The sequence below is a fragment of the Rothia mucilaginosa genome, from assembly GCF_964210535.1.
Lineage (GTDB): Bacteria > Actinomycetota > Actinomycetes > Actinomycetales > Micrococcaceae > Rothia > Rothia mucilaginosa_F.
Genome location: NZ_CAXOMR010000001.1, coordinates 17,915 through 36,571, shown reverse-complemented (window position 1 = coordinate 36,571; position 18,657 = coordinate 17,915). Strand labels below are relative to the sequence as shown.

Sequence of the window (18,657 nt, the reverse complement as noted above, 5' to 3'; positions counted from 1 at the left end):
CGGGCAGCTCCCGGGCGCTCAATCATGCGTTCGATCTGTGTGTTCTGTGTTGACCAGTGAACCACTGTAGAGCACTCCGGACAGAAAATCTAGGACGGCCTAACCCGGTGTTGAAGTTCGCCTCAACGTACTTTGTGATGCCGAGCGGACGAGGAACAAAGGGTTGAGCCGCGCAGGAATGGAGCGCGAGGTGCGGCGCAGATTCGCGCATAAAAAGCCGGGCGGGTGCACCCTCCGTAAAGGAGAGCGCACCCGCCCGGTCTCGTGACTCTAAAAACTAGCGTCTACATGGCTTGCCGCCATGAGTAGGCTGTCGTTGAGGAGTTGCGGCTTAGATGTTGCCTTCGCCGTTCTCCAGGAACGCGCGGATGAACCACTGGAACTTCTCCAGCTCAGCGGTCTGGCCAATCAGCAGGTCCTCGGTGACGGGGTCGGACTCGCCTGCGAAAGCAATCGCCTTGCGGTGAGCCTCAATCACGCGGGTGTAGACGTCGTTCAGGGCGCGCAGGTGGTCGGCAACGCGTGCGCGGCCAACGGGGTAGTCCTCGACGGAGCGCTGTGCGACCAGTGCGCCAGCCAGGCCGTTGGGGGTTGCGCCCAGGGTTGCCATACGCTCTGCGATGGCGTCGACGAACTCGCGGACGGTTTCGACCTGGGGGTCAATCATTTCGTGAACGGCGATGAAGCCGGGGCCGGTCACGTTCCAGTGTGCGTGCTTCAGCAGCAGGTGCAGGTCGTTCAGGTCGTGCAGACGTGCCTGGAGAACCTCAGAAATGCCCTTGCCTTCTTCGAGGGTCAGGCCGGGTGCGGTGTAGTTTGCGAATGCCATGATGGTCTCCTTCTTGATGCTGTGATGTTTTTGGTTCGGTGGGATTTGTGCGCCCCGCCGAATCGTTATTATGAGTAAATCATTTTAAGGAGCCGCTGTCAAGGTTATTTTGAGTAATTCGTAATAAATTGTCATCTGAGTGTCGCGCTGCGTCCAAAAGCCAACACCCAAAGCCCCTGCCTAAAAGCCATACCCAAGCGCCCGCATAGCTCCCTATCCAGGCATGCACAAAGGGTGGGATGCGCGGTATCTCATCTCGTGCATCCCACCCTTTATTGGTGAAGCGTATTCAGTTTTCTATAGAGCTTTCAGCCCGCGAACTACGCGGCTACGCCAGCGCGCGAACCGCCTCCAGGGTCAGTTCCTCATGCTTGAAGCGTGCGGTGCCCAGCTCCGCCGGAACCTCCAACTCGCCCGGCACAACAATCACGCGCATACCCGCCGCGGTCGCGCTACGCACACCCGAAGGGGAATCCTCAATCGCCACACACTGGGTCGGGTTAACACCCAGACGCTCCGCCGCCAAAAGGTACGGCTGCGGGTCCGGCTTGGGGCGAGTGGTCTCATCATTACCGATAATGACCGAGAACGTGCCCTCGGGAGCCGCATCGGCGGTGCGGCGAGCCACGGAAGTGGTCGCATTGGTGACGACAGCCGCCGGAATCTGCGCCTCGCGAACCTCCGCAAGGAAACGCTCAATACCGGGCAAGAACTCTACCGGCTGGTGCGCCAGAGCATCATGCACCTTCGCCACAAGACGTTCATTAATCTCTTCGTCCGGCAGGTCCACGCCGCGCTCGCGCAGGCGATCCAGGGTGAACTGCATGGACAGGCCCAGGCAATCGAGGGTGTCCTGCTCGCTCCAGGTGCCACCGAAATCTGCAGTGAGAGCAACCTTGGCGGCAGCCCATACGGGTTCGGTGTCGACCAGGGTTCCGTCGTGGTCGAAGAGGATGGCGGCGGGGAAGGTGTTCGTAGTCGTCATGCCATTAAGCCTACCGGTTTATTTCTGGGGTGACCGCAGGATGGCGTCCCCAATTGTTACCAAAAAATCTGTGCCCGTGTTCTGGGGGTTCTCGGCAATAGTGAGCAGGGCATCGGCGACGTCTTCACGGGCAATCGTCGGAATGCCCGGAACGCGTTTGACACTCGCCATGTCAAATACCCTCACCCCGCCCCTACCGGGCTTATCGGTCAGCCTGCCCGGGTGCGCCCGCGAAATATACGGCTGATATTCGGTGACCAGGGCGTCCGCCCTAACCTTGTCGGTAAAAATGCCGCGCATGATGACCTTGCATACCAGACGCATGGGCAGGGACGCTGTCCGTACCGTATCACCCACACCGTAGGCGCTCAGCAGAACGCAGTGCTTCACGCCTGCGCCCGTGACCGTCTGCATGACGAACGGCAGGCGCTCCTGCAGGAACGTGCTGTGAAGGAACTCTCGCACCGTGGCCTTCTGTCCCAGGGTGCTCACCATGACGTCCTGCCCGGCGGACGCTGCGGCGAGCCGTTCGGCATCGTTGAGGTCGCCGGGAGTAATCGCGAGGTTCGGGTGGGACCCCAGTAGTGTGCGTGCCTTATCGGGGTTGCGCACGTAGGCGGTGACCGCGTGTCCCCCCTCTAGGGCTTTGCGGGTGAAGAGGCGACCGGTGCGGCCGGTTGCACCTAGAACCAGTATTTTCATGTGGGTCCCCATTCGTGACTGTGATTGTTGTGGGAGCCCGCAAGCGCCCAATCCGGTCAGTATAGCAATGCGGCTTCGGCTGGGGGCGTTCGGCTGAGGCTCTTTCAAGCAGGGTTTTGGCTAGGACTCAGAGCAGTGCGGGGTGAAAAACGAAAAAAGTGGACAAAATTTTTTGAAAACCCCTTGCGAAACATAGTTGAGTGGAGTAGACTCAAGTTATGTAATGCGAGGGGACGTAGGATAGGCCCCTGAATGCACGATACGAAAGGACACCATGGATATTAAGTTCACGACCAAGAGTCAAGAAGTTATCTCCGCCGCTAATACCAATGCGCAAACGGCGGGTAACCCCACTATTGAAACCTCCCACATCCTCAAGGCCCTGATGGACCAGCGCGAAGGCATCGCAGTCTCCGTGCTCAAGGCCGCAGGCCTGGATGTAGACGCCATCTCCGAGGCGGCTTCCGCAGAAATCAAGAAGCTGCCCAAGGCATCCGGCACCTCCGTGCAGAACGCCTCCTTTAGCCGTTCCGCACTCTCCGCCCTGCAGGCCGCACAGACCCGCGCCCAGGGCTTCGGGGACACTTACGTCTCCACCGAAATGATTCTGCTGGGCATCGCCAGCGGAACCGATAGCACCGCTGAAGCAATGCACAAGCATGGTGCTACCGCAGAACTCATTGCACAGACCATCCCCAACGTCCGAGGAGACCGCACCGTGGACACCCCCGACCCCGAAGGCACCTTCCAGGCCCTCGAGAAGTACGGCACCGACCTGACCGCCATTGCTCGCGCCGGCAAGCTCGACCCGGTCATCGGCCGTGACTCTGAGATTCGCCGCGTCGTGCAGGTGCTCTCCCGCCGCACCAAGAACAACCCCGTTCTGATTGGTGAGCCCGGCGTCGGTAAGACCGCCGTGGTTGAGGGCCTGGCGCAGCGCATGGTTTCTGGCGATGTGCCCGAATCCCTGCGCGGCAAGACCCTGATTAGCCTGGACCTGGGCTCTATGGTCGCTGGTGCAAAGTACCGCGGTGAATTTGAGGAGCGCCTGAAGGCAGTCCTCGAGGAAATCAAGAAGTCCGAGGGTCAGATCGTGACCTTCATCGACGAGATTCACACCGTCGTCGGTGCGGGCGCATCCGAGGGTTCCATGGACGCGGGCAACATGCTCAAGCCCATGCTTGCCCGTGGTGAGTTGCGCCTGATTGGTGCCACCACCCTGGACGAGTACCGCGAGAACATCGAGAAGGACCCCGCCCTGGAGCGCCGCTTCCAGCAGGTGTACGTGGGCGAGCCCAGCGTCGAGGACACCATCGGTATTCTGCGTGGCCTGAAGGAGCGTTACGAGGCACACCACAAGGTACAGATTGCTGACTCCGCACTGGTTGCCGCAGCAACCCTGTCCAACCGCTACATCCCCTCCCGTCAGCTGCCGGACAAGGCAATTGACCTGATTGATGAGGCAGCATCCCGCCTGCGCATGGAAATTGACTCCGCACCGGAGGAAATTGACCAGCTGCGCCGCGCCGTGGACCGCCTCACCATGGAGGAGCTGGCTCTTGCCGACGAGACCGATCCCGCATCGGTTGAGCGTCTGGAGGCCCTGCGCAAGGATATGGCGGACAAGAAGGAAGAGCTTGATGCCCTCAACGCCCGTTGGGAAGCTGAGAAGGCTAGCCTGAACCGCGTGGGTGACATCAAGACCCAGATTGACGAGCTGCGTTCCCGCGCAGAGGTTGCACAGCGCGAGGGTAACCTCGCCGAGGCATCCCGCCTGCTGTACGGTGAGATTCCCGCAAAGCAGGCTGAGCTGGAAGAAGCACAGCGCGCCGAGGACACCGCTAAGAGCGAGTCCATGGTCTCCGAAGAGGTCACCGCTGACGATATTGCCGAGGTGATTTCCTCCTGGACCGGTATTCCCGCAGGCCGCATGATGCAGGGTGAGTCCGAGAAGCTGCTCGAAATGGAGAAGCGTATCGGTGCCCGCCTCATCGGTCAGGAAGACGCTGTGGTGGCTGTCGCTGACGCTGTGCGCCGTGCCCGCGCCGGTATTTCCGACCCGAACCGCCCGATTGGTTCCTTCCTGTTCCTGGGCCCGACCGGTGTTGGTAAGACCGAGCTGGCTAAGGCACTGGCTGAGTTCCAGTTTGATGACGAGCGCGCCCTGGTGCGTATCGACATGAGCGAGTACTCCGAGAAGCACACCGTTTCTCGCCTGGTCGGTGCCCCTCCCGGATACGTCGGCCACGAAGAGGGTGGTCAGCTGACCGAGGCTGTACGTCGTCGCCCCTACTCGGTGGTCCTGCTCGACGAGGTCGAGAAGGCACACCCCGAGGTCTTCGACATCCTGCTGCAGGTGCTCGATGACGGCCGCCTGACCGACGGCCAGGGCCGCACCGTGGACTTCCGCAACGTCATCCTGATCCTGACCTCGAACCTCGGTTCGCAGTACCTGGTCAACCAGGACCTGCCCTTCGAGGAGCGTTCCGAGAAGGCTATGGAGGTTGTGCACCAGGCATTCCGCCCCGAGTTCCTCAACCGACTGGACGACATCATTATGTTCCAGCCCCTGTCGGCTGAGAACCTGGGCCAGATTGTGGGCCTGCAGGTCAAGAGCATGGCTAAGCGCCTGGAGGACCGCCGCCTCACTCTGAACGTGACCGACGCGGCCCTGGAGTGGCTGGGTAAGACCGGCTACGACCCGGCATTCGGTGCCCGCCCGTTGCGCCGCCTGGTTCAGCGCGAAATCGGCGACCGTTTGGCTCGCGGCATCCTCTCCGGCGCTATCCACGATGGCGATACCGTGACCGTGGACGTGAACCCGGACGTTGCCAGCGACGGCCTGTCGGTGACCTCCGAGCGCGAGCAGAAGGCTGAGGACTAAACCCAACCGGTTAGCCGGACGGAGCCGATTGGCTCGGCGGGCTTAGCCCGTGGCTGAGTTTGCCAGTTCGAAACCATAAGAAATAGGCTGTGGGGTACCCTCGAAATGGGGGTGCCCCACAGCCGTTTAACGTATTGAGCACAGAGCATAGGAGAAGAATGGACCGCTGGACTGACCACCAGAACTTCGCCGCAGCCGGTGAGCAGCGCGAAGAAATCGCCTCCGTGCACCGTGCCGCGATCCGCTCCATTCAGCGAGTCGTCTCCGAAAACGCCACCCCGCACGACGAGGGGTACGCTGCCGCAGGTATTGCCGAGCTGCTTAAGGCGGGTAAGGTTCTCGTGCTCACCGGCGCGGGCGTGAGCACCGAATCCGGCATCCCCGACTACCGCGGCCCGGGTGGTTCCCTGCACGATCACCGTCCCATGACCTACCAGGAATTCCGCTACGATGACGCCGCCCGTCAGCGCTACTGGGCGCGCTCCTACGTGGGCTGGCGCCGCATGCGCCGCGCCCAGCCGAACCGCGCCCACTACGCGCTCGCCGAGCTGGAGCAGCTGGGTGCCGTGAGTGGTGTGATTACGCAGAATGTGGACGGTCTGCACGCCCGTGCCGGAAGCTCTAATCTGCTGGCGCTACACGGCGATTTGTCCCGTATTGTGTGCCTGGACTGCGGTCAAGACGAGGGGCGCGAAAGTCTCGATACGCGCCTGGACGCGGCGAACCCCGGCTACCTGGCGCGCCTTGAAGACGAAGATTTGCGCGTGAACCCCGACGGCGACGTGGAACTGGACGAGCGCTACATCCGCGATTTTCAGATGGTGCCCTGCCTCGCCTGCGGCTCGACCCGTCTCAAGCCGGACGTGGTGTACTTCGGCGAATCCGTGCCCGCCGAACGTAAGGCACGCAAGGACGCCATGCTCGCCGAGTGCTCGGCGCTGCTGGTGGTCGGCTCCTCGGTGGCGGTCATGAGCAGCTACAAGATTGTGCTGGAGGCCCTGCGCTCCGGCAAACCGGTCGCCATAATCAACGGTGGCCCGGGTCGCGCCGATGCGAAGACAACCTACCTGTGGCGCAGCGGCGTGGGTGAGGCGCTGGAACTCATGCTTGACGAGATTGACGACTAGGTAGCACTGGCACAACTAGGTGGCGCCGGCACGACTGGGTAACGCTGGCACCCGGCGAATTTTGCCGCGCGTGCACTGACCTGTAGTTGACCCATCATTAAGTGCACGAAAGTGCTATTTTGTGTTGCAAGTCATTGCAAATAGCCCCTGGACAGGCGGATACACCCATTACGCGAGGATAAAATGATGGGATGGACATTCGACACACTATCACTCGCTTCGGTGCCACCGCCCTGATTGGCTGCGGTCTGGTGGTCACCGCAATCCCCGCAACGTTCGCTCAGAACGGCGAAGAGTCCGTCACTCACGTCTACTCCGACAAGGCTACTTCCCACATTTCTGAGGTCTGGTACAAAGGTGAAACCCTGAAGGTTACCGGCGAGGGCTTCCTGACTCAGGACGGCACCTCCGGCTCCGTTATCGCCATTAAGCTGAACAAGGGCACCGTCAAGATTGACGGCAAGGACTACCTGGAAGTTAAGGCTGACGAGAAGGGCAACTTCTCCGTTTCTATTCCCTGGCAGGACGACCTGGATGAGCGCATCTCCGTGGACGTCTACCTGCTCTCCGGTTCCCTGAAAGACAACGACACCGCTCGCGGTGGCAAGGCTGCCACCGTGAAGATTGAGGCTCGTTCCGTCCAGGAAGCAACCCCCTCCGCGTCTGCGAGCGCTTCCGCTTCGGTGAGCCCTTCGGCGACCGCGAGCGCTTCGGCATCTACCGTGGTGGCTACCCCCTCCGCTTCTGTTGCGCCCTCCGCCACTCCCTCGGCTTCGGCTACCGCCGCTGACGAGGTTGTCGCCTCCGTGGATGCTGAGATTAAGAACCGCGCCGATGAGAAGGCTTCTGCTACCGCTTCGGTAAGCCCCTCGGCTACCGCATCTGCTTCCGCATCGACCGTTGCAACCCCGGCGGCTTCTGCGTCCGCTACTGAGTCTGCGAGCGCGTCGGCTTCTGCCTCGGCTGCTGCTGATCAGAGCGCATCCGTTGCGAACGATGCGAAGGATCAGCTGGGTGATTCCACCTCCGCTACCGAGCAGGTGAGCGCTTCGGCTGAGAGCACTCGCTTTGCGAACTGTGCAGAGGTTGCGGCTGCTGGCCTGGCACCCATTCATAAGAGCCACCCGGATTTCCGCCAGAAGTTCGACAACGACAAGAACGACTGGGGCTGCGAGGTTATTAACAGCGAGGTCACCGACGGTGGCTCCTCCAACAGCTCTTCGGGTTCTTCCTCCCGCAACTCCGGCGGCCTGGACAACCTGGGTAGCGGCTCCTCCTCTTCGAGCAACTCCACCTCGAGCCGTGCGCAGCGTTCCTCCCTGGCAAACACCGGTGCTTCCAACGCGTTCACCGTAGCAGGTCTGGGCCTGGTGGCTCTGGGCCTGGGTGTTGCTGGCGTGACCGCCGTGCGTAACCGCAAGAACTCCTAAAACTATTGCCGCCACCAGGCGTGTACTGGGAATCCCCTCCTTCTGAATGCTTTTGAACGTTCGGGGGAGGGGATTCTTGCGTTTAACGGGGCGGTTTTTGTGGGCGTGTTGTGTCGGTAGGGTGGCGCATGTACTTGCTGGTTTCTTCAAGTCTCAATTGAGACTTTAGGGGTGCACTGCGGTGTAAAAGGTCTCTATAGTTCAACCATGCCTTCAATAAACCTTCAAGAAAACCCCGGTTTGTGAGTCAGGTCATGGCAAATTGGCGTCTTGGGAGCCGGTATCCCAAGCTTCGCTCGTTAGAATGGGGGGCATGAACATTCGAAACAACATTGCACGCATCGGTGCCACCGCCCTCATTGGCTGTGGCCTCGTTGCTACTTCCGTCCCCGCGACCTTCGCTGTTGAAGGCGCGCCTCAGACCGTTCACACCTACGCAGACTCGGCACAGTTCCTCGCCCCCGACGTATGGGTTGAGGGTCAGGAACTGAACATTGCTGGTGAGGGCTTCAAGACCGCTGACGGCACCTCCGGTTCCGTTCTGGCACTGAAGCTGAACAAGGGCGCCGTTAAGATTAACGGCCAGGATTACCTGGAAATCCACGCTGACGAGGCCGGTAACTTCTCTGCCACCATTCCCTGGCAGGCAGAACTGCACGGTAGCGTTTCCGTTGATATTTACCTGCTGTCCGGCTCCCTCAAGGATGGTGACGTTCCCCGCGGCGGTAAGGCAGCTACCGTGACCATTAAGGTCGCAGAGCAGCCTGCACCGGCTCCCACCGAGGACTCGACCCCCGCTCCTTCTCAGGACCCGACTCCGGAACCCACCCAGGATCCCACTCCCGAGCCGTCCAAGGACGCAACCGCTGAGCCGACCACCGAGGCTCCCAAGCCCGCAGAAGAGACCTCCGCTCCCGCAGTTGAGGACGCTAAGGAAACCAAGCCCGCTGAGGATCAGAAGCCTGCCGAAGAGCAGAAGTCTGAGGACCAGAAGTCCGATGAGCAGAAGTCTGACAGCGAGCAGCACTTCCGTTTCCAGAACTGCGCTGACGTTGAGGCTGCAGGCCTGGCACCGATTCACAAGAGCCACCCGGATTACCGCGAGAAGTTCAACGCTGACGGCGACGACTATGGTTGCGAGCAGGCCGTTGACTACGAGAACTCCAAGAAGTCTGACAGCGTTTCGCTGAGCTCCGGCTCGAATGACAACCTGGGTTCCGGCGACAACCTGGGCTCCGGTTCCTCCAACGCATCCTCCAAGAGCTCTTCTTCCCTGGCTAAGACCGGTGCATCCGACGCGATGACCGCTGCTGGTCTGGGCCTGATTGCTCTGGGTGCAGGTGGTGCAACCATCGTGGCGACCCGCATGCGCAAGAAGGCTTAATAACGCCTAGTCGCTAAGCTTTTAGCTACTTTTATGGGCTCCCTCCGTATCGGAGGGAGCCCATTTTTTGTGCCTTTTGAGGCTGTTAGGGGTGCTGGGAACGGCGCGAAAGAAGCAAAAAATTATGGACAAATAGCGCTACCGACAAGGATGTTTATCGGAGACGCACAACACTTATGTCTAAGTTAAGGCGAACACAGGGTAAACACAGACTCGCACGGGAATCTAGATACTACCAAGAACGCACAGCCCGGAACTGAAGAACAGACAGCGACGAGCACAGCGAATCTCACGACACGACATCTGGAGCACCCAATGAACATTCTGACCATGGCACTCGCCGATGCTATAGCCATCGCAGCGCTCTGCACCCTCTACATGGTGCGGCACCGCAACCGCGAACTGATGATCTCCTACGCGGTCATCAACGCCGGCATCTTCACCGTCTCGGTGGCGCTGGTATCCGCCGGATCGAACGCATCCGCTATGGGTATGGGCCTCTTCGGTGTCCTGTCGATTATCCGACTGCGTTCCACCGCCCTGAGCCAGCGCGAGGTCGGCTACTACTTCGTAGCCCTCTCGGTCGGCATGATCGCCGGTGTGAACATCAGCCCGGCGTACATCGCCTTCGGCCTCATGGCTACCCTGGTCGCCCTAATCGCGATTCTTGACTCGCGCAGCGCCCCGATTTCTACCGAGCAGACTCAGACCGTTACCGCCGATCGCGCAATCAGCGATGAGGAAGAGCTCAAAGCCTACCTGACCGCTCGCCTGGGTTACACCGTCACCTCGGTCAAGGTAACCGAGCTGGACATGGTGAACAACCTGACCCGCGCCACCGTCACCTACCAGCCCAAGGAAACCACCGAAGGCGGCACCCCCGCAGCGGTGGAGGCGGTAGCACCGCAGATGACCGCAACCCGCCAGCCTGTAGCAACTCAGCAGGTGGCACCGCAGATGACCCGCCAGCCCGCGGCAACTCAGCCGGTAGCACCCACCGCCGAGGCGCACACCACGCTGGATACCCGGTTGGTTCCCCTCCAGCGCACCCCTGTAGGTAAGTAAGAACGCCGGTACAAAAGCCTCCGATTCACTCCGACCGCACAACAACCCCGATACCCACGACACGCCGCCCCGGCGCACAGCCCAACGCACAACCCAGCGCATAGGGGCGGCACCCCAGAAGGACAAGACCCATGACTAACGCAGCCGCAAACATCATCCCCGCAGAGTGGAAGAGCATCAGCCTCGAAGCCATGAACGAGAAGGCAGCCATGCAGACCCGCGTGGACCGCAAGTACATCGTCGACGCAGACACCGCCGCGAAGGTACTGTCTACGCTCGACGCAGACGCCTCAGTCATGGACATCAAGGGCCAGCGCGACTTCGCCTACGACTCGGTCTACTTCGACACCCCGCAGATGCAGAGCTACCACTCGGCAGCCTACAGCCGCGACGACACCTTCAAGATCCGTACCCGTAGCTACCTGGACTCGAAGCTGACCTTCCTGGAGGTCAAGACCGACGGTGAGCAGGACATGACCGTCAAGAAGCGTATCCCGTACACCTTCGAGAACCGCGATCAGCTCACCGCGGAAGGCCATGAGTACATCACCGCAGCACTCGGCGATATCCTCGCTGGCCCCGTGCACAAGCTGGAGGCGGTTCTGACCACCGGCTACCGCCGTACCACGGTCTTCCTGCCGCAGAGCGAGAAGAACCCGGTCGCCTCCCGTATGACGGTAGACACCGACCTGACTTGGACCCCTCTGTCCGAGAATATCCTCATGGCGGGCGTGAACTACCGCAACTTCCACGGCAACCTGGTCGGCACCACCTACGGCCTGCCGAACGTGGTCATCATCGAAACCAAGTCCGGCGTGGAGCCCTCCGTGGCAGACCAGCACCTCTGGGATGCGGGCATCACCCCCGCGAAGATTTCCAAGTTTGCAACCGGTATGGCGGCGTTGAACCCGCAGCTGGCAAGCAACAAGTGGGAAGAAACCCTGAAGAACTGGATGCACCTGGAACCGGTCGACGGCACCCGCCTGAACGTGGACGACATGACCGAAGAGGATTACCAGAAGCTGCTGACCGAGCATTTCGCAGCCGCCTAAAACGGCAATCTGGGATGCGCGGGTAGGGTAGAGCACCTACCTTACCCGCACCCCCAGCCCCTCATCTATACCCCCGAACCAAGCACAACATCGGCTTTATTCGCCCCACACAGGCAATAACCGCTCTCACACATATTCACATTTCACATACAACCTGTACTCCCTAAACCTGTGGCGCAAAGCTCTCCGCGAGTAGTCACCAAAACACAAAGGAAAACCCGTGAAAAAGAGCAATATGATCAAGAGCGCAACCTCCATTACCCTCCTGGCAGCCCTGGCGTTGACCGGCTGCTCGGCAACCTCGACCTCGAACGCTAGCGCTTCGAGCGCAACCAGCACCTCCGCTTCGAGCACTTCGGGCACCACGTCGAAGGTGGCAGACTCCTTCTCCACCGACGTGAAGAGCGGCGCGAAGCTCGCCGAGGACACCCACTACTCCGCAAAGGATCTGACCTGGGATTCCTCCAGCGAAGTTACTATCGATCTTTCTAACCCGACCGCGACTGACGGCGTGACCGTCAGCGACGGCGTCATCACCATCACCAAGGCGGGCAACTACAAGCTCACCGGCACCTACGAGGGCCAGATCAAGGTTGAGGCAGCCGACAGCGACATGGTCCGCCTGATCCTGAACAACGCGACCATTACCAACTCCACCGGTGCAGCTATCAACGTTGTTGAGGCGGACGAGGTCGTCATCTACACCGCCTCGGGTACCACCAACACCGTCTCTGACGGCTCCTCCTACTCGGATACCGCCAGCGGTAGCCCCGACGCAGCTATCTACTCCAAGAGTGACCTGACCCTGGCGGGCGAAGGCACCCTGAAGGTTGAAGGTAAGTACGAAGAGGGTATCCACACCTCTGATGGCCTGGTCATTGCCTCCGGCACCCTGGAAGTGAACGCGGCAAACACCGGCATCAAGGGTAAGGACTACGTCGATATCCTGGACGGCACCATCACCGTGACCGCAACCAAGGACGGCATCAAGGCAACTAACGACACCGACGGCAACCGCGGCTGGGTGCGCCTGAGCGGCGGTACCGTGAACATCTCTGCAGGTGATGACGGTTTCAAGGCTGAGCGCGTGCTTGAAATCTCCGGCGGTACCCTGAACATTACCCAGTCGAATGAGGGTATTGAGGCGCAGTACATCAACATCCTGGACGGCACCGTGAACGTGACCAGCTCGGATGACGGCATCAACGCCTCGTACAGCTCCACCAGCACTAGCTCGACCAGCACTACCAGCACCGAGTCGACTTCGACCTCCACCACGCAGACCACCCAGACTGCACAGAATACGCAGACCACCCAGACTGCACAGGGTAACGCTGCACAGGGCGGTCAGGCACCGCAGGGTGGTCAGGCTCCGGCAGGCGGCCAGGCACCCTCCGGTACCATGGGTCAGCCCCCGGCAGGCGGTGGCGCAGGCGGCGGCATGGGCGGTGGCGGCGGCACCTTCGAGGTAGTCGACGCAACCATCAACATCACCGGTGGTACCGTCACCGTGAACGCGAACGGCGACGGCATCGACTCCAACGGTACGGCAACCCTCTCGGGCGGCACCCTGGTCGTGAACGGTCCCTTCACCGGCGGTAACACCTCCCTGGACACCAACGGCGACCTGCTGCTCAACGGCACGACCGTGGCGGCGGCGAACTCCGGTGACATGTTCGAGGCGCCCGCAACCTCCTCCACTAGCGGCTACGTGAAGATCAGCAACGTATCGAACCTGAGCGCCGGCACCACCGTGCAGGTGACCGACTCCTCCGGTACCGTAGTGGCGAACTACAAGGTGACCAACTCCAACACCGCACTGATCCTGGTCTCCAGCTCCAAGATCACCAAGGGCGAGAGCTACACCGTGTACACCACCACCGATAGCGTGGACGCCTCCAGCACCACCCTGGCGTCGAACGCCACCTCGCTTGGTTCTTTCACCGCCAGCTAACAGCTCCTTCACCGCAAGCTAAGCGGTAGGAGCTGCCCTCCCTAAGCTCCGTGCGGGATGTCATGACCCGCACGGTATCCTCTCCGAACCCGGTCTTGTGAGTGAGCCGGTGGGAGAGACACTCGCCCCGCATCGGATGTAGCGATACGTCCGATGCGGGGCTACGTGTTATCTAGGGAGTTGTTATCTAGGGAATGTGGCGTCTGGGGTATAAAAGGCTACCGGTGCAAAATAAAACGGTTGTTCCGGTGCGAAGAAGTGCTTTGATACGCAAAATAGGTGCCGCTGAGCGAGACATTCAGGGCTGAAACAGGGTACTCTATAGTGTAGTAAAGACTGTTGAACGATCCGAGAGCGATGCGCCGCGCGCGCTGTTCGCCTCGGACAGGATGAAAGAGGGGGTCACGCCATGGGGCGCGGCCGTCAGAAGGCTAAAGCAACAAGGCAGGCTCGGGAGATGAAGTACTTCAGCCCCGAGACCGACTACAGCGCACTCGAGCGCGAGCTGAGCAGCGCGAAGAAAACGAAGTCCTCCGATTCGTCCCGCCGTCGCTATGACGACGAGGACGACTACTCGGCATACGCAGAAAAGTACGCGTCCTACGAGGATGAGGCATAAAGAATACGCGGATTGATTCGGTGCATATCGACCGAGTGTATTCGATAGATGATGAACCGGCTTGAGGCCCCGCACGGGGTGCTCAGCCGGTTTTTTCGTGCCCGCAGTTTGTTTCGTGCCCCCCCAATTTGTTCATGCCTGCAGTTTGTGCGGATGCACCCGGATGTGAGCGCAAGGGTGGGCTGCCGGCGGGGGTCTTAACTATGTGGAGCACAAAGCCAATGCACATGTTTATACATAGATATGCATAGAGCCATCTGGTAATAGAGCGTAGTTGGTAATAAAAAAGCTTGAAATGAATAAGCATACATAGCTTCTGCACAGCTTAGTCATGCCTGGCACAGAGAATAGCCCGGCATTCTAGAGACATGAACAACGAACAGAACATGACTCAGAACATTGACCAGACCATCCAGACCGCGGCAGAACAAGCAACCGCCGCACAAACCGCAGCAGAGCAGAAGCTAGCCAAGAAGAAGCTCACCCGCCGTATCTTTATCGGAGGCGGCCTCGGCGCACTCGCCGTAGTCGGCGGCGGCGCAGGCTGGGCGTACAACCGCTACCTGGCAGAGCACACCGAAATCGAGGACACCACCGCCTACGAGGCGGCAGCCGCCCAGGCAAACGCAAGTGCCTCCGGCTCCGCCACGGCAGACCCCACCGAACTGACCGGCGTGAAGGTCAACGGTCAGAGCCTCACCGCTAACGAAGGCTCGATCACCATCACCTCCAACACCACCGGCAGCGGCTCCGACGCGGTTGTCTCCTTCGTGGCAGACATCAAGCTCGACAACGCAACCCTGCTGCGTAGCGCCTTCGCCAACAACAAGTTCGGCCAGAACATTATCGACACCCCCTCGAATATCGCCTCCGAACACAACGGCATCTGGGCGATCAACGGTGACTACTACGGCTTCCGTACCACCGGCATCGTGATCCGAAACGGTGTTGTCTACCGTGACGCCGGCGCTCGCGAGGGTTTGGCCTTCTACCGCGACGGCTCCGTCAAGCTCTACGACGAAACCGCAACCAACGCCCAGACCCTCGTCAACGAAGGCGTGTGGAACACCCTCTCCTTCGGCCCGGCACTGGTCAAGGACTCCGCGGTTGTCGACGGTATCGACAGCGTCGAGGTGGACACCAACTTTGGTAACCACTCCATCCAGGGCAACCAGCCGCGAACTGGCGTGGGTGTGCTTGGCACCAACCACCTGGTCTTCATCGTGGTTGACGGCCGCTCCACCAACTATTCGCGCGGCGTGACCATGCCCGAGTTCGCGCAGATGTTCAAGGACCTCGGCTGCGTCAGCGCCTACAACCTGGATGGTGGCGGCTCCTCCGCCATGGTCTTCAACAACGAGCTGGTCAACCGCCCCCAGGGTGGCACCAAGGAGCGTGGCACCAGTGACATCCTCTACATTGCAGGGAGCGCATCGTGATTATCCTGATACCCGCCTATAAGCCGGACCAGTCATTGGTCCGCCTTGCCTGGGCCCTGCGCGAACAGGACCCGGGAGCCGAAATCCTCGTCATTGACGACGGATCCGGCAGCACCTACGCACCGATCTTTACCGAACTGCGTATCGACGGCGTGACCGTGCAGACCCACCCCTCCAACAAGGGCAAGGGTGCGGCACTGCGCACCGGCATCGCCTGGGCGAAAGCAAACCGCCCCGGCGAGGTCATCGTCACCGCCGATGCGGACGGCCAGCACCTACCCCAGGACATCTTCCGCGTGGGTGTGCGCACCGAAACCGCGGCGTCGGCAGGCCAGAAGAGCATCGTGCTCGGTGTGCGTACCAAGCCCGACCCCAACGCCGGCGAAGAAGGCACCAAGGTGCCGCTACGCTCCAAGATTGGCAACAGCGCAACCGTAGGCTTCTTCGCCCTGGCGACCGGCGCCCGCGTGGCAGACACCCAGACCGGCCTGCGCGGCTTCACCCCGCAGATCCTGGACTGGCTACTGCAGATCCCTGGCGATAAGTACGAGTACGAGTTCTCCATGCTGCTGCGCGCAACCCGCGCAGACGTGGACCTGGTACAGGTACCCATCGTGAAGGTCTACGAGCCGGGCAACCCGACCAGCCACTTTAGGCCCCTGCAGGACTCGGCGCTCATCTACGCACCGCTGCTCGCCTTCCTGGCCTCGTCTTTCCTGACCGGCTTCCTCGTGGATGCTATCGCCCTCTTCATCCTGGTGGGCTTGGGTGCTCCGCTCCTGGCAGCCGTAGTCGGTGCACGTATCATCTCGGCGCTGACGAACTTCACCGTCAACCGAATGCTCATGCACGACGGAGGCGCACGCCCCTCGGCATCCTCCTCGCTGGTGCGGTACGCCGTGCTGGCGGTGGGTATCCTCGCAGCCAATGCGGCTCTGATGGAAACCCTGACCGGCCTGGGAGTATCCCTGCTGGTTGCCAAGATCCTGACCGAGCTGATCCTCATTCCGGTCAGCTTCGCGGTCCAGCGCCGCTGGGTTTTTCTACCCGCCCAGAGTCAGGAAAAGCCGCGAGAAAAGGCGGTGGCAACCAACGCGCCTTCGGGTCTGCGTGCGGTGAGCAGCTACGAGTCCGCTCGCATGGAGGCAGCCGGTATCCGTACCGGTGTGCGCGCCTCCCAGGTACGTCCCTAGCGCTTTCTACCTAGCGTCCAGCTCGCTAGGGGCGTACCCCAAGATTTCTCCCACCCGTCAGTCGTGAGGGTGGGTGGGAGAAGCAAGCTGCCGCATCAGATGCGGCAGCGTTCTGTTCACGAAAAGCCCCCGCTGAGAAAACTCAACGGGGGCTTTTTGTATATATTTGGCCTTTCAGAAGCCTATTGGCTCACCGGCTTCCGAGCTGGCAACATACCGATTACTGACCGGGAATCAGACCGCCGGGAGTAATCAGGAACGGCGGGTTGTGGTTAACAGCCGGGTTAGTCACGTAACCAACACGAGCCGCACGGGTCGGGTGCTTAGGAGCACGCTTCGGCCAGGGCTTCACCTGCGGGTTCGGGTCCTTCTTGCCCTGCACCATAGCCAGCGCGCTCGCAGCGTTCACAATGCCGGAACCGCAAGCGTTCACATCGCAGGTGAGCGGCTTGGAGCTCTGCTTCAGAATCTGCTTTGCACGCTCAGCGGTCAGGGAGGGGTCAACGGACTTCATCAGGGCAATCACGCCAGCAACCTGGGGTGCTGCCATGGAGGTGCCGTCGTACTCGGTGTAGCCCGCACCCTTGGAAACGGTGGTACCCAGATCCACGGTGGACATGATGCTGCTGCCGGGGGCGCTCACATCAACAAGCTTGCCGTAGTTCGAGAAGTCGCTACGCTTACCCTCCTGGTCGGTAGCGCCCACCACGATCGAACCGCCGCAGTTAGCCGGAGCGACCTTGGAGGTGTCCTGACCATCGTTACCAGCTGCGACCACGAGGATCGCGCCGCGCTTGTTCACCTCGGCAATAGCCTTGGAGTAGGTTGCGGGGCAGGTGCCCTCGCCGCCGAGGGAGAGGTTAATGATCTTGGCGGGGTTGGAGTTCGCGGGAACGCCCTCAACGGTGCCGCCGGCTGCCCAGACCATTGCATCCGCAATGTCGGAGTCGTAGCCGCCGCACATGCCCAGGGCACGCACGGGCAGGATCTTGGAGTTCGGTGCCACGCCGACGATGCCGCGCTTATTGTTCATAATTGCGGCGATGGAGCCTGCAACGTGGGTGCCGTGCCAGTTCGACTCGCTTGCCTCAGAGTCCGCGTCGCAGACGCCCGCTTCTTCCCAGTTGCCCTGGTCGGTCGGGTCGGAGTCGCGGCCGTTGCCGTCGCGTGCGATGGAGGGCTCAGTGATGAAGTCGTAGCCGGGCAGAACGTTAGCGTCCAGGTCGGGGTGCTTGACGATGCCGGAGTCAATCACGGCAACGGTCACACCAGCGCCCTGGGTGGTCTTCCACGCCTCGGGGGCTGCCAGGCCCTTGGTGCCGTGCAGGTTCCACTGCTGCGGGTACAGGGTGTCGTTCGGTGCCACAACCTGGTCCGATGCCTGCGCAGCCTTGGCGACCTGAGCCACCTTGGAGGTCGCGGCGCCGCGAGCACGCGCGTTCGAGCGGCGCAGCAGGTCGGGCTCAACGGATGCGACGGAGGGGTTGGAGCTCAGCGCCGCCATGTACTTCTCAGCCTGCTCCGCGGTGAGCTTGGAGGAGAGGGTCACCACGGTCGCCTTCTGAGCGGTGGTGCGTACGTAGCTGGTCTTGACCTTCAACAGCTCGTCAACGCTCTTCACATCGGAGCTGATGCCCTGGTAGAGGGCATCGCTCCAGGTGGCGACCTGGGTGCCTGCGGGGCTTGCCCAGTTGATGCCACCGGCATTCAGTGCGCTGTCGGTGTAGGTGATGACGAAGCGGTTGAAGCCTGCCTTCTGCTGACCGGAGCTGAGGGAGGAGATAGTGGTGTGCGCCTTGGCACGTTCGGCGCCGTTAGCCTTGGCGGGTGCCGCGAAGGATGCGGGGGTGCCCAGGGTCGCGACGAGTGCTGCGGCGGTGCCCAGGCTCAGCGCGGTGCGTGCGATGCGGCGCGCTGAGGGGTGAGTGGTAAAAGACATCGGGGTCCTTTGCGTATGTGAGTGCCGGAAGCGGCAAGTGGGTTGGTCATCCACT

The 18,657-nt window shown here is 61.1% G+C and carries 14 protein-coding genes; 10 read left to right on the top strand and 4 right to left on the bottom strand.

The window, feature by feature from the left end:
- Positions 1-331: 331 nt before the first annotated feature.
- From dps to AB8C10_RS00125, 3 genes are all read right to left on the bottom strand, one after another.
- Positions 332-829, bottom strand: a complete 498-nt coding sequence (gene dps / locus AB8C10_RS00135; RefSeq protein WP_368866448.1) for a DNA starvation/stationary phase protection protein Dps — start codon at positions 827-829, stop codon at positions 332-334.
- Positions 830-1,157: 328 nt separating this feature from the next.
- A complete protein-coding gene (locus AB8C10_RS00130; protein WP_368866447.1) occupies positions 1,158-1,814 on the bottom strand; it encodes an HAD family hydrolase in 657 nt (218 codons plus the stop codon).
- A gap of 18 nt (positions 1,815-1,832) precedes the next feature.
- On the bottom strand, positions 1,833-2,516 hold the full coding sequence (locus tag AB8C10_RS00125) for an NAD(P)-dependent oxidoreductase (protein ID WP_368866446.1): 684 nt from the start codon (positions 2,514-2,516) through the stop codon (positions 1,833-1,835).
- Between the two features lie 274 nt (positions 2,517-2,790).
- Here AB8C10_RS00125 and clpB point away from each other — a divergent pair, with 274 nt between their 5' ends.
- The 10 genes from clpB (at position 2,791) to AB8C10_RS00075 (ending at position 16,663) form a co-directional block, all read left to right on the top strand.
- Positions 2,791-5,400 carry an ATP-dependent chaperone ClpB gene (clpB, locus tag AB8C10_RS00120; protein WP_368866445.1) on the top strand — a complete coding sequence of 870 codons (2,610 nt, stop codon included), beginning with the start codon at positions 2,791-2,793 and terminating at the stop codon, positions 5,398-5,400.
- Between the two features lie 158 nt (positions 5,401-5,558).
- Complete coding sequence (locus tag AB8C10_RS00115) at positions 5,559-6,527, top strand: Sir2 family NAD-dependent protein deacetylase (protein ID WP_368866444.1); 969 nt, start codon at positions 5,559-5,561, stop codon at positions 6,525-6,527.
- A 191-nt stretch (positions 6,528-6,718) separates the two neighbouring features.
- Positions 6,719-7,957, top strand: coding sequence for an excalibur calcium-binding domain-containing protein (locus tag AB8C10_RS00110; protein ID WP_368866443.1), 1,239 nt, complete (start codon positions 6,719-6,721; stop codon positions 7,955-7,957).
- Between the two features lie 313 nt (positions 7,958-8,270).
- Positions 8,271-9,341: an excalibur calcium-binding domain-containing protein gene (locus AB8C10_RS00105; RefSeq protein WP_368866442.1), complete on the top strand. Its 1,071-nt coding sequence runs from the start codon at positions 8,271-8,273 to the stop codon at positions 9,339-9,341.
- A 315-nt stretch (positions 9,342-9,656) separates the two neighbouring features.
- Positions 9,657-10,406: a DUF4956 domain-containing protein gene (locus tag AB8C10_RS00100; RefSeq protein ID WP_368866441.1), complete on the top strand. Its 750-nt coding sequence runs from the start codon at positions 9,657-9,659 to the stop codon at positions 10,404-10,406.
- A gap of 131 nt (positions 10,407-10,537) precedes the next feature.
- Complete coding sequence (locus AB8C10_RS00095; RefSeq protein WP_368866440.1) at positions 10,538-11,458, top strand: polyphosphate polymerase domain-containing protein; 921 nt, start codon at positions 10,538-10,540, stop codon at positions 11,456-11,458.
- 220 nt (positions 11,459-11,678) lie between these two features.
- Positions 11,679-13,412 (top strand): carbohydrate-binding domain-containing protein, encoded by a 1,734-nt coding sequence (locus AB8C10_RS00090; RefSeq protein ID WP_368866439.1) that lies wholly within the window; start codon positions 11,679-11,681, stop codon positions 13,410-13,412.
- A 409-nt stretch (positions 13,413-13,821) separates the two neighbouring features.
- Positions 13,822-14,031 carry a DUF3073 domain-containing protein gene (locus AB8C10_RS00085; RefSeq protein ID WP_005504588.1) on the top strand — a complete coding sequence of 70 codons (210 nt, stop codon included), beginning with the start codon at positions 13,822-13,824 and terminating at the stop codon, positions 14,029-14,031.
- A 368-nt stretch (positions 14,032-14,399) separates the two neighbouring features.
- Entirely contained in the window at positions 14,400-15,470 is a 1,071-nt protein-coding gene (locus tag AB8C10_RS00080; protein WP_298699267.1) for a phosphodiester glycosidase family protein, read from the top strand.
- A complete protein-coding gene (locus AB8C10_RS00075) occupies positions 15,467-16,663 on the top strand; it encodes a bifunctional glycosyltransferase family 2/GtrA family protein (RefSeq protein WP_070832013.1) in 1,197 nt (398 codons plus the stop codon). Before AB8C10_RS00080 ends, AB8C10_RS00075 begins: the two co-directional genes overlap by 4 nt.
- Before the next feature lie 220 nt (positions 16,664-16,883).
- On the opposite strand, the gene AB8C10_RS00070 is transcribed toward AB8C10_RS00075, so the two are convergent.
- Positions 16,884-18,602: a S8 family peptidase gene (locus tag AB8C10_RS00070; RefSeq protein ID WP_368866438.1), complete on the bottom strand. Its 1,719-nt coding sequence runs from the start codon at positions 18,600-18,602 to the stop codon at positions 16,884-16,886.
- Positions 18,603-18,657 lie beyond the last annotated feature (55 nt).